Source organism: Bariatricus sp. TF06-38A (assembly GCF_027690675.1).
GTDB classification, from domain to species: Bacteria; Bacillota; Clostridia; order Lachnospirales; family Lachnospiraceae; genus Allocoprococcus; species Allocoprococcus comes.
Genome location: NZ_JAQFCE010000015.1, coordinates 72,749 through 84,422, shown reverse-complemented (window position 1 = coordinate 84,422; position 11,674 = coordinate 72,749). Strand labels below are relative to the sequence as shown.

The window sequence follows — 11,674 nt, the reverse complement described above, 5'->3', positions numbered from 1 at the left end:
ACACGACCAAAATCCTATATTCATAATACATACCTCCGCTTCAAACTCCGATTTGATTTTTTTATATTATATCAACCCCATTTGAACAATACAATGAAAATCCATTAGTTACAAACTTATTTCTTCGGCGGTTGCTGTGAAACATTGTTCTGTGGATTTCCGGCATGAGTGCCTTTGTTCTTCGGAACAATGTCATCTGCCTTTACATACCAGTCCACATCTGCACCACGGTAATTTGCATTGGCTACCGTATCTGCAACAGGATTGATAAGTTCCACTTCGGCGTTGTAGTCATAGTCTTTTAACGGCACAGTCGCCGGAACGGATACCTGTATCATGCGTCCCTGTGTGTTGCATTTCAAATCGTAAGTACGTTCCTTGATTTCCTCACTGACCGTTCCATCTTCATTCTGTACATGAACCTCACGGCGTAATGCGGAGAACTTCAACACTCCGAAAGTCTTTTCTTTATCAATGACGATTCCATTTGCTAATCTCATAATCTGAATACCCCCTTATTTACTTTCTGCTGGTAACATATCGTCTGCAAGTAAGATGTAATTGACAAATCCACGTTCCCCGATTTTATAACCATCGGTAGTAATACGTGGATTGATAAGTTTTACTTTCTGCTCCGGCAAGAAATGTTTTTCGCCAGCTTTGGCAGGAAGTGTCACAACTACATCATCTGCTCTCTGTACATCGGAATACAGGTTGTAGCTCCTGTTAATGACAGCCATACGCCCATTGATTCTCTGCTGTTCCGTAGTGTTTTCTCCGGCAAACTCCAAGTTTCCGAATGTCTTTTCCATGTTTGGTACGACAAATCTTAATTCCATAAATAATTGACCTCTTTTCTTTCTGTTTTAGTTTCTTTCCTGCTGTACGTTGTGGGGAGCTACACTCCCCACGCCCCTAGTGGACTTCACGCTCCCGTAAACCAAGTGCTTCACGGGAGCATGAAGTTGCAAAAAGGGTGGCGACCTTGAACGTTCCACCAACCGCTACGTTACTGCCTTACGATTTTTTTCTACGGCGTTTGAAGTAAAGCATACCGCCAAGCCCTACGCAGGAAAGACCGAGCATGGCAAGATAAGCATAGATATTGGTATTGTCGCCTGTTTTTGGACTGTCACTTGTCTTAGTAACCGTAGATGGTGTATCCGGCGTGTCGGTATCCTTTGGTGTGTCTGGGACTTCCGGCACTTCCTTGATTGTCACGGTCTGTCCATCGTCTGTGATGTCCTTATGTTCCGTCACTTTCTTTGGTTCGTCTGGATTGGTCATATCGTATAATTCCTCAAATGTAACAAGGTTTTTACCACCAAGTGAAGAACCATCAAAGGTAAACGCAATCTCAACCGTCATTTTTTCACTGTCGGCTGTGAACTCATAATCATTGGATACTTTCTTTCCATCAATCAGAAGTTCTGCATTTTCCTCTTTTAACATCTGCCAGCCGGAAAGTTTGTATTTTGTTCCAACTTCCAGACCATCTAATGTGACTTTATCCACAATCGTTACATCTTTTCCAGCTTCGATTTCTTTCTTGCCGTTCTTGTCCGTAGCGGTCGTATGGATTTTGATGATACGTTCCGTGATAAGAACGGTCTGTCCATCATCGTTGATGTCTTTATGTTCGGCAACCTTGACAGGCTCTTTCGGATTGCTCATATCGTACAATTCCTCAAATGTAACAAGGTTCTGACCGCCAAGAGCTGAACCATCAAAACTGTAAGTAATCTCAACCGTCATTTTTTCGCTGTCAGCAGTGAATGTGTAATCACTGTCTACACGTTTCCCGTCAATCAGAAGTTCGGCGTTTTCTTCTTTTAACATCTGCCAGCCGGAAAGTTTATATTTTCTGCCTGTTTCCAATCCATCAAGTGTGACTTCGTCCACGATCTTGATGTCTTTTCCGGCAACAATCATTTTTTCGCCTGTTTTCTCATCGGTAGCTGTGGTATGGATTGTGATTTCTTTTTCGTATTCATCGGTCAGTGTCCCTAAATCTACGGTCACTTTATTTCTGGATACGACTACCTCAAAAGCTGGAATCAGCTTAAATCTGGCGTTGGAATCACACTTTAATTCCTCAATCACATAGGTATCATAGAGTAATGCACCTTTGCTGTCGTCTGGTTCAGATGTCCCAAACCATACACCGTCCTCACTGGATTTTCCGGCATTAGTATTGACCTTATGGGAAACCCAGCTTGAAGCAGTGGAGAACTGACCGTTGTTGTCAGTAACTACAATATGGGATTCTCCCGTTGTCTTGCTTGTAATTCTGAATGGAACACCTGCAAGACGTTTGTGTGTACCTGCACCGATTTTTACACCCTCAATATCGCCACGTTTAATCTGGTTGTAGACAGAGTGAGATTTGTCGGTCAAGTCCACGATTTTTCCATCTTCCGTGATAGAAAAGTCGATTGCTTTTGCACCGTCTGTCAAGTAGCCCTCTGGTGCTTTGCTTTCTTCTAATCTGTAATTTCCGTAAGGGAGCAGGTCAGCAGAAGTAGAAGCAATTCCGTCAATGCCTGTCTGAATCTTCTTTACGGTTTCATTCTTGCTGTATAATTTTCCCACAACCAGTACAGGACTGTCATTTAAAGAAATGATATTGAACTCTGTGTACTGTAAGGTCGCACTTCCCTGTGCTTTGGTATCCTTTGTTTCAAGGTCACGTTTCTGGATTTTCACACCGCCACGGATAACCTTATCGGATACGGAATACTGGTTGCTTCCAGAAAGTACGGCAAGTTCGCCATCTTCGGAAATCTGTGTAAGGTATGTCCCCTTAATCTGTTCGGAACTTCCGTCAGTCTGCATATATGCACCATCTAATAAGTAGCCGTTTGGTGCTTTTGTTTCTGCGACAGTGAGTGTACCAAGTGGCAGTACATTCTTACCGTCCTGTGTATAGAAGCTGTCGCCGGATACTTTGTAGCTGTCGGCAAGTCTGGATACATAATGGATAATTCCGTCACTGTCTTTTTCGGCAACGGTTTTGGTTGTCCATGTACGGGTAGCCTTTGCAGGAAGATTATCTGCATTGTAGTATCCGTCATAATAGCTCCATGTGAACTCTGCACCCTCTAAAGAAGCAGTTCCCTGTGGAGTAGATTTTCCTGTTTCCATGTCAATTTTGAATAAATCAATCAAAGTCTCTGTGACCTTTGGAGTGTCAGCAACAGTTAATGTCGCTGTTTTTCCAACTTCCACATTTAAGGAATGAACAGTAGAATCCAGCTTGTAACCTTTTGGTGCGGAAAGTTCTTTGATGTAAACTGTTCCGGCTTTTACCTCAACTTCTTTGGTATCGCCGTTTCCATCGGCAGTAAGTGTGGCAAGCTGGCTGTTACAGCCCTTATCAGAATAGACACCAAATGTCGCACCCTCAAAGGAATAGTTGGCGTTGCCATCTGTGACCGTGGGATTGGAAGAAGTCTTTTTAACCTTTGCATTTCCCACATTTAACTTCGCCCAAAACTGTCCGATGTCCTGTCCTTCGCCAGTATAAATGTAACCGCCACATTCATAGCGTCCTTTGTTTGCTTTCACAAATGCTTTCGCACCAGCATACACTTCATTCTGTACTGCCTGTGAGATTTCATTATAGGAAGCTCTGACGTTGTCGCACTGCCAGCCGAGTTGTTCACTCAATCTCTGCCAGACAACACACTGTTCCAGCAAATACTTCTGGTTGTTATTCAGTCCTGTATGAGTAGCGGTATATTGCTTGACGTACTCTAATGAAAGAGCAACGTCCGCAATCTGATCACTACTCATACGGGAGCTTGCGTCAGAACGTGTTTTATATCCATTCTTGAAATTGGTGTTGATGTCCACGCAGTAGGCAGTTTCGCCCTCAACTTTCATGTGTCCCTCATTGAATGTAGATTTGATAGAACCATCATTCATAACGTGTTCAATGTAGCCGACACGTTCTGCTGATTCTGTCCAGTATTGATTGCCGGAAGCATGAACCGCCGTCACTGGTAATGCCGTGAGAATGGTTGCAAAAGCAAGCGTTCCTGTCAGCAATCGCTTTACTAGCTTATTCATATTTTCTCTTTCTCCTTTCGATTTTGGGTATGAAAAAAGACGCTCATTTCTGAACGTCCTTTAACTTAATTAAATTCAACCTAACGGGTATCTTGTTTCCATGTGATAAATGATTTTAAATACGATTGTAACAAATTATCAGTAATTCCCGAAAGAGTGGTTGGTTTGCTAACAGCCTGCTAACACTCTAAAGGATATAATTGAATATTAGAGTTTATTAACAGAGTCGTTGTGCAAGCCCCCTTTCTGCTTTTTTGGGCATTAAACGTCCCTTACAGGATAATCGAACTACTGCATACTAACCGCCACAGGGAACTCCTAAGCGTGGGGTCGGAGGTTCAAATCCTCTTATGGACGCCAGTGAACAACGCCGAAAGCCTTTGTTTTCAAGGGTTTTCGGCTTTTCTTATATAAAAAGCTACGAAAAAGCTCTTTCACTGTATGAGATAAAATTCTACTCCAAAATTTGATTTTTGACAACCCCTCCAGAATCGAACGGTTGTTATAAGACAAAATCGCCAGCTAATTTTTAGCAGAAAACGGGCTGTTCTTGCTAATGAAAATGCCCTTCCTGCTAATCAGCCCCAAAATCGTGCCAAAAATCCAGCTAATCAAAAAAGGCGGATGTTTTGAATACCATGCAGTTATAGCAGATAAAATTAAATATCGTTATGTACATAGAGCGTCTATTTGCCCCGCATTGGGGATGGATAGGCGCTCTTTTTTTATGCCCAAACCCATGGGCAAATACAAGAGATTGGAGGTGTTTTATTTGAGCAAGCCTGTTTATACCGCAGACAAGCCGAGCGACTGTCATTACTGCTACTTCTGGACGAATGGCAGAAAGGGCTGCCGTCTGGGTAGAAATAATTGCTACTACTTAATCTCTTTGCCGCCGAAACCCAAGTCGGAATGTGATGGCTGTCCCTATGGGCGAGATCACCCGTGCATTGGTTGGTGTACGAAGAAGGTTATGCGTGAAGTGGGGCTTCGTTGATATGGATGTGTATGAACAGGAATACCGCTTCTACTATTTTGCCCGATGTCCTTACGAAAAGACGGATACGACTTTCCGCAGCATTCCGCTGACAACAGAAAGTTTTCCGCAGAAAGAAGGTGGTGAAGCCGTGTGAGTTTTGATTATTTTTACGGTCAGCAATCCGATCTATTCACATTCTATCGAGTTCCGAAGGTGTTGTTCACGAACGAGAGGTTCTGGAATATTTCTGCCGATGCCAAGATGCTGTATGGCATTTTGCTTGACCGCATGAGCCTGTCTGCCAAGAATGGTTGGATAGATAAAAACGGTAGAGTGTATATCATTTTTACAATCGACGAAGCGAAGATGGCTCTGAACTGTGCTGAACAAAAGGCTATCAAGCTGCTCAGTGAACTTGAGAAGAAAGCAGGATTGATTGAACGTAAGCGCCAGGGTTTGGGAAAGCCCAACCTGATCTATGTGAAGAACTTTATCTCTGCTGTGGATTCACAACTCTTGAATTGTGAAAATCACAATTCTGGAACAATGGAAATCACAACTCAAGAACTTCCGAAATCACAATGTAATAATACTGATATTAAAAATACTGAATTTAGTGATACTGATTCTATCTTTCCTTCCGGAAATGGTGGAATGATGGACGAGAATGACCGGTATCAAGAATACTTTGATTATTTCTCGGATCAGCTCAGTATGGATTTGTTGAAGAAGGATTACCCTTACGATTCCGAAATGCTGGATAACATTCTGGAGTTGATCGTTGAAACAGTTTGCACGAAGCGACCGTTGATTCGCATTGGTGCAGAGGAGCGTCCGGCAGAAATTGTCCGCAGTCGGTTTATGAAACTGAATGCCGAACACATTCGATATGTTATGGACTGCTTCAAGGAGAACACCACAAAGATTAGAAATATCCGTCAGTATATGCTGACTACGATATACAATGCGCCGACGACAATAGACACCTACTACGATGCTCTTGTTCGGCACGATATGTCACACGGATATTTGGAAGGAGGATTTAAGAAATTGAAAATGAAGCGAGAGGAAGGAGAGTGACGATAAATGTCGAAAAAAGCAACCATCATTGCGGTGGTCAATCAGAAAGGAGGCACTGGAAAGACCACCACCACCGAGAATCTGGGCGTTGGCTTGGCTCTTGAAGGAAAAAAGGTGCTTCTGGTAGACACCGATCCCCAGGCTTCCCTGACGGTCAGTTTGGGCAATCCCTGCCCGGATGATCTGTCTCCGACACTTTCCGATCTGATGGGAAAGATTATGATGGAAAACCCTATTACTCCCGATGAAGGGATTCTTCATCATCCGGAGGGCGTTGATTTGGTGCCGTCCAACATCGAACTCTCAGGTATGGAGGTAGCACTGGTCAATGCCATGAGCCGGGAAACCATTCTCCGGCAATACCTGGATACAGTCAAACAGAATTATGATTACATTCTTCTTGACTGTATGCCGTCTTTGGGTATGCTGACCGTCAATGCGTTGGCAGCTGCCGACAATGTGCTGATACCGGTTCAGGCAGCATACCTTCCTGCAAAGGGTCTGGAACAGCTGCTTGGAACCATCAACAAGGTCAAGAGGCAAATCAACCCGAAACTGAGGATTGAAGGGATTCTTCTGACGATGGTGGACAGCCGCACCAACTACTCCAAAGACATCAGCAATCTGATTCGGGAGAGCTACGGCGGAAAGCTGAAGGTTTACAAGACCGACATTCCCCGCTCTGTCCGTGCAGAGGAAATCAGCGCAGAGGGAACCAGTATCTTCAAGCATGATCCCAAAGGCAAAGTTGCCGAAGCCTATAAAATTCTGACGAAGGAGGTGTTAAACAATGCAGAAAAAAGGCGCAAACATCAGCTTGAAGGGGTACGATGATATTTTCTCCACCGATCAATCCAGAGCTGAAGCCCAGCAGGAGCGTGTGCAGGAAATTCCGCTTTCTGAGCTACACCCCTTTGAGGGACACCCCTTCCGTGTGGTTGATGATGAAGAAATGATGAAAACGGCAGAGAGCGTCCGAGATTTCGGAGTTCTCACTCCTGCGATTGTCCGTCCTGACCCCGACGGTGGTTATGAAATCGTTTCTGGTCACAGGCGGCACCGGGCATCGGAGCTTGCGGGTAAGGAAACCATGCCTGCGATTGTTCGTGACCTGGACGATGATGCAGCCATTATTTTGATGGTTGATGCGAATTTGCAGAGGGAGAGTATCCTGCCGAGTGAAAGAGCATTTGCTTATAAGATGAAGCTGGATGCGATTAAACATCAAGGTCAACGCACCGATTTAACTTCATCCCAAGTTGGGATGAAGTTGCAGGCAATGGATATAGTCGGTCAGGAGGCAGGAGAAAGCAGAAATCAGGTACACCGTTATATCCGTCTGACCGAACTGATTCCGGAACTGCTGGATATGGTAGATACGGGTCAGATCAAATTCAATCCTGCGGTGGAGCTTTCCTATCTGGCAAGTGAAGAACAGAAGGATTTTCTTTCTGCAATGGATTATGCTCAAGCAGCTCCTTCCCTTTCGCAAGCACAGCGAATTAAAAAGCTCGCACAGGAGGGCGAGTGTACGCTGGATGCGATGTGCGAGATTATGAATGAAATCAAGAAGGGAGAGCTGGACAGAGTAACCTTCAAAACGGATTCGTTGCGAAAATACTTCCCGAAGTCCTATACCAACAAGCAGATGGAGGATAAAATCATTCAGCTTTTGGAGCAATGGCAGAAAAAAAGAGAAAAATCAATGGAAAGGTAAGGTAAAAAATGTTTACACCCAAAAACATTCAGGGCGCTTTGGAAGAACTCTACGACCTTTGCGATCCTGATTATATGGTAGATATGCTCGTAAACTACAGTGAGGAGTTCGATGATATTTCTCCTGCGCTTCTGGCAAAGTCGTTTCAGAAAAATGCCGAGATGATTAGCGAGTATCGAGTATTGTCCTCTGCTGGTGAGGGTATCGACTATCAGGGAAAGGTACTTCTGAACAGCAGAGCCGTGCGGCTTCTGTCCTATGTAGAAGATATGAGCGGCGATGAAAAAGTTCGCACGATTCAGAGCAAGGAGCTGTGGTTAGCAGAAGATATGACATTCTATGTGGTGTCCTGTATGTCTACGATCACGATGGACAAGGAAGAAGCCATTTGTCTTAACGAACACCGCAGCGTGGTTACTACGGTGGAATGCGAGGACGATATTTTCTTCGACATGGGTTCCCTGATTTGCGAACTGGACGATATTTGCTTGTTCGAGCTTTTAGCCGATGTGGATGCGACTATTTATGAACTGTAACAGGTTCATGGATGGTCGCTTTTCTTATTTCCAAAGAAACGGAGGTATCGAAACTTGAAAGAATACGATGTGAAGATCACCGAAACCTTGGAGAAAACGGTTACGGTGCAAGCAGAATCTCACGATGCGGCAGAGGAACAGGTTAGAGCCGCTTATTACAATTCGGAGTACATTCTGGACTCCGAAAACTTTACCGGTGTTGCGTTCGGCACGACCGAGGAACGGGAGGTTCAGAAAGAACAGGCAGATACCATGAATGTGTTGCTGGTAAAGCCGTTCATGTATCCGCAGGCTGTGCAGATCGGCTGTGAGCTGGAGGATTTGCAGAAAGCCGTAGGTGGCGATATTGAGGCAACTTATCCGTTCAATGAGCCGGTTGCACTGGTGATGCACGACGAAGGTAAACTCGTAGGCAAAGAACTGAACCGTGCGCTGCGTGATGATGACGGCGATATTTATGACATTATCGCCGGTGATTTTCTGGTTGTGGGATTGGGCGAGGATGATTTTTGTTCTCTGTCCCCGGAACTGATGAAGCAGTTTGAGGAACACTTTCATCAGCCTGAGACTTTTGTACGCATGGGGCGCAGCATTATGGCGCTTCCCCTGCCGGATGACATGGTGAAGAAAGAAGATGCACCTGTCAAAGCTGATTCGGTTCCCCACAAAAGTAACCCTGACCGAGATGTTCTGTAAGGAGGTTCTTATGCAAAGAAATTCGACGATTGGAGAGCTGATGGAGCGAAAGCGGATTCAGGATGGTGCCAAGGAGTACCAGGGACATACCTATATGGACTTGGCACGATTTGATGACGCCACCAAGCACATGATTATTTTCGATGTGCTGACCGATGAATCGCCTGTCGGTTGGAAAGGCGAAAGAAATCGCCTGTATTTGAGCGATGTGGGTTATCAGAAGGCTCTGGATAACCAGAAAGCTGGCAATATCAAGATTATCAGCCATGCCGCAGTTGCCAAGGGCAATCTGTATTACGACCACAGAGATATGGCACGATAATCTGTTCACTCTACTGCTTGCAGGAGGTGATGAATCATGCAGGAAGAAGTTGAAAACAGAACAGTAAACCTGGCGATCAGCACAACCAAGCTGACGGGGCGCACTATCATTGCCGGTATCCGCAAGTATTTGCAGCACCGGGAAAAAGTGAAGATGAAAAAGGCACGAGACCCTGCCGTTCATGGAAAGCAATCCGTGAAACAGCTTTTGGGACAGAATCAGGGTGCTACGAATGTTGAGATCGACAAAGAGAGTATCCGTGATTTTGAAAAGCTCGCCAAGAAGTATGGCGTGGACTTTGCCGTAAGAAAAGATAAGTCCGTTGATCCTCCCCGGTTTCTTGTTTTTGTCCGTTCTAAAGATGCAGATGCTTTGGATGCAATCTGCAAGGAACATCAGGCAAGGGCATTAACCAAGAATGAAAAGCCGAGCGTTCTGGCGCAGCTGAAGAAGTTCAAGGAAATTGTCGCAGCGATTCCGAAGAAGGTTCGAGAGAAGAAACAGGAGCGTGATCTGTGATGGATAAGAGAAAAATGAAAAAGCTCCTGATTCTGAATTTACCGTATTTTCTGGTAGGGTTGTTCGCTACGAATTTAGGAGAAGCATGGAGATTGGCTGAGGGGGCAGATTCATCTGCGAAAATCCTCAGCTTTTTTCATGCCCTTCCGATAGCCCTGAACAATCCGTTTCCCAGCTTTCACCCGTTGGATTTGCTGATTGGTATTCTCTGCGGCGCAGGACTTCGGCTGGCTGTCTATCTAAAAGGCAAAAACGCAAAGAAGTACCGACACAATGTTGAGTACGGTTCTGCTCGTTGGGGAACGGCAAAAGATATTGAGCCGTTTATTGCACCAAAGTTCGAGGACAATGTGATCCTGACGAAAACGGAGCGGCTGATGATGAGCAATCGCCCGAAGAATCCTGCCAATGCCCGAAATAAGAATGTTCTGATTATCGGCGGTTCGGGTTCCGGTAAAACTCGCTTTTGGTTGAAGCCAAACCTTCTCCAGATGCACAGTTCCTATGTGGTCACTGACCCGAAAGGCAGCATCGTGATTGAGTGCGGCAACGCCCTTTTGAAGCATGGCTACACCATCAAGATTTTCAACACCATCAACTTTCAGAAGTCGATGCACTATAACCCATTTGCCTATATCCATTCAGAAAAAGACATTCTGAAACTGGTGACAACGCTGATTGCCAACACAAAGGGTGATGGAAAAGCCGGTGATGAGTTCTGGACGAAGGCGGAAACGCTGCTCTACTGTGCCTTGATCGGATATATCCACTATGAAGCTCCGGTTGAGGAACAGAATTTCTCCACCCTGATTGAGTTCCTGAACGCAATGGAGGTGCGGGAAGATGATGAGGAGTTCCAGAACCCGGTGGATCTGATGTTTGAAGCCCTGGAAAAGAAAAAGCCGAATCACTTTGCAGTCCGTCAGTATAAAAAATACAAGCTGGCTGCCGGCAAGACCGCTAAGTCGATTTTGATTTCCTGCGGCGCTCGTCTGGCTCCTTTTGATATTCAGGAGGTCAGAGATGTGACTGCCTATGACGAGTTGCAGTTGGATACTCTCGGAGATAAGAAAACGGCGCTCTTTCTGATTATGTCAGATACGGATGCGACGTTTAATTTTTTGATCTCCATGATTTACACACAGCTGTTCAACTTGTTGTGCGAGAAAGCAGATGATGTGTACGGCGGCAGACTGCCGGTTCATGTGCGCTGCTTGATTGATGAGATGGCAAACATCGGTCAGATTCCCAATCTGGAAAAACTGGTAGCGACAATCCGAAGCCGTGAAATATCGGCTTGCCTTGTTCTCCAGGCACAATCACAGCTGAAAGCCATTTATAAAGACAATGCCGATACCATCATCGGCAACATGGATTCCCGAATTTTCCTGGGTGGTTCTGAGCCAACCACGCTCAAAGAACTGAATCAGGCATTGGGAAAAGAAACTATCGACACCTACAACACCTCCAACACCAGAGGTAACAGCCCGTCTTACGGCTTGAATTATCAGAAGTTAGGCAAAGACCTTGCGAGCGTAGATGAGCTTGCGGTTCTGGATGGCAGCAAGTGTATTTTGCAGTTGCGTGGTGTCAGACCGTTTCTTTCTGACAAGTACGATCTGACGCAGCACCCCAATTATAAGTACACATCAGACTTTGATAAGAGAAATGAGTTCAACATTGAGCAGTTTCTGAGTCGAAGGTTGAAGCTCAAGGCAGGTGATGAGTTTGTGGTAGTCGATGCGGATTAAGGA

At 45.1% G+C, this 11,674-nt stretch carries 12 protein-coding genes; 9 read left to right on the top strand and 3 right to left on the bottom strand.

The genetic code is table 11. The annotated features are described in order from the left end of the window. Positions 1-116: 116 nt before the first annotated feature. The 3 genes from PG418_RS12135 to PG418_RS12125 form a co-directional block, all read right to left on the bottom strand. A complete protein-coding gene (locus PG418_RS12135; RefSeq protein ID WP_118324635.1) occupies positions 117-500 on the bottom strand; it encodes a YdcP family protein in 384 nt (127 codons plus the stop codon). A 15-nt stretch (positions 501-515) separates the two neighbouring features. Then, on the bottom strand, positions 516-839 hold the full coding sequence (locus tag PG418_RS12130; RefSeq protein ID WP_006857831.1) for a YdcP family protein: 324 nt from the start codon (positions 837-839) through the stop codon (positions 516-518). 178 nt (positions 840-1,017) lie between these two features. After that, positions 1,018-4,071 carry a VaFE repeat-containing surface-anchored protein gene (locus tag PG418_RS12125; RefSeq protein WP_498837454.1) on the bottom strand — a complete coding sequence of 1,018 codons (3,054 nt, stop codon included), beginning with the start codon at positions 4,069-4,071 and terminating at the stop codon, positions 1,018-1,020. Between the two features lie 929 nt (positions 4,072-5,000). Here PG418_RS12125 and PG418_RS12120 point away from each other — a divergent pair. The 9 genes from PG418_RS12120 to PG418_RS12080 are packed head-to-tail and all read left to right on the top strand — an operon-like array spanning position 5,001 to position 11,671. Then, positions 5,001-5,204: a hypothetical protein gene (locus tag PG418_RS12120; protein ID WP_223385014.1), complete on the top strand. Its 204-nt coding sequence runs from the start codon at positions 5,001-5,003 to the stop codon at positions 5,202-5,204. Then, complete coding sequence (locus PG418_RS12115; protein WP_002304312.1) at positions 5,201-6,130, top strand: DUF6017 domain-containing protein; 930 nt, start codon at positions 5,201-5,203, stop codon at positions 6,128-6,130. The genes PG418_RS12120 and PG418_RS12115 overlap by 4 nt, the downstream gene beginning before the upstream one ends. A gap of 6 nt (positions 6,131-6,136) precedes the next feature. Continuing rightward, positions 6,137-6,964, top strand: coding sequence for a ParA family protein (locus PG418_RS12110; RefSeq protein ID WP_002304313.1), 828 nt, complete (start codon positions 6,137-6,139; stop codon positions 6,962-6,964). Then, positions 6,921-7,847: a ParB/RepB/Spo0J family partition protein gene (locus PG418_RS12105; protein WP_002304314.1), complete on the top strand. Its 927-nt coding sequence runs from the start codon at positions 6,921-6,923 to the stop codon at positions 7,845-7,847. The genes PG418_RS12110 and PG418_RS12105 overlap by 44 nt, the downstream gene beginning before the upstream one ends. A gap of 8 nt (positions 7,848-7,855) precedes the next feature. Continuing rightward, a complete protein-coding gene (locus tag PG418_RS12100) occupies positions 7,856-8,383 on the top strand; it encodes a hypothetical protein (protein WP_002304315.1) in 528 nt (175 codons plus the stop codon). A gap of 54 nt (positions 8,384-8,437) precedes the next feature. Next, entirely contained in the window at positions 8,438-9,079 is a 642-nt protein-coding gene (locus PG418_RS12095) for a DUF3846 domain-containing protein (RefSeq protein WP_002588969.1), read from the top strand. A 10-nt stretch (positions 9,080-9,089) separates the two neighbouring features. After that, positions 9,090-9,401 (top strand): DUF5720 family protein, encoded by a 312-nt coding sequence (locus PG418_RS12090; protein WP_002304317.1) that lies wholly within the window; start codon positions 9,090-9,092, stop codon positions 9,399-9,401. Positions 9,402-9,437: 36 nt separating this feature from the next. After that, positions 9,438-9,920: a PcfB family protein gene (locus PG418_RS12085; RefSeq protein WP_002304320.1), complete on the top strand. Its 483-nt coding sequence runs from the start codon at positions 9,438-9,440 to the stop codon at positions 9,918-9,920. Next, the gene (locus PG418_RS12080; protein ID WP_002588968.1) at positions 9,920-11,671 is read left to right on the top strand and encodes a VirD4-like conjugal transfer protein, CD1115 family; all 1,752 of its coding nucleotides are present in this window, start codon (positions 9,920-9,922) and stop codon (positions 11,669-11,671) included. The genes PG418_RS12085 and PG418_RS12080 overlap by 1 nt, the downstream gene beginning before the upstream one ends. Positions 11,672-11,674: the final 3 nt, after the last annotated feature.

Bases quoted from the DNA above. Each gene is read 5' to 3' on its own strand.
- PG418_RS12135 (WP_118324635.1), bottom strand. From the start codon at position 500: ATGAGATTAGCAAATGGAATCGTCATTGATAAAGAAAAGACTTTCGGA.
- PG418_RS12130 (WP_006857831.1), bottom strand. From the start codon at position 839: ATGGAATTAAGATTTGTCGTACCAAACATGGAAAAGACATTCGGAAAC.
- PG418_RS12125 (WP_498837454.1), bottom strand. From the start codon at position 4,071: ATGAATAAGCTAGTAAAGCGATTGCTGACAGGAACGCTTGCTTTTGCA.
- PG418_RS12120 (WP_223385014.1), top strand. From the start codon at position 5,001: ATGGGCGAGATCACCCGTGCATTGGTTGGTGTACGAAGAAGGTTATGC.
- PG418_RS12110 (WP_002304313.1), top strand. From the start codon at position 6,137: ATGTCGAAAAAAGCAACCATCATTGCGGTGGTCAATCAGAAAGGAGGC.
- PG418_RS12105 (WP_002304314.1), top strand. From the start codon at position 6,921: ATGCAGAAAAAAGGCGCAAACATCAGCTTGAAGGGGTACGATGATATT.
- PG418_RS12100 (WP_002304315.1), top strand. From the start codon at position 7,856: ATGTTTACACCCAAAAACATTCAGGGCGCTTTGGAAGAACTCTACGAC.
- PG418_RS12090 (WP_002304317.1), top strand. From the start codon at position 9,090: ATGCAAAGAAATTCGACGATTGGAGAGCTGATGGAGCGAAAGCGGATT.
- PG418_RS12085 (WP_002304320.1), top strand. From the start codon at position 9,438: ATGCAGGAAGAAGTTGAAAACAGAACAGTAAACCTGGCGATCAGCACA.
- PG418_RS12080 (WP_002588968.1), top strand. From the start codon at position 9,920: ATGGATAAGAGAAAAATGAAAAAGCTCCTGATTCTGAATTTACCGTAT.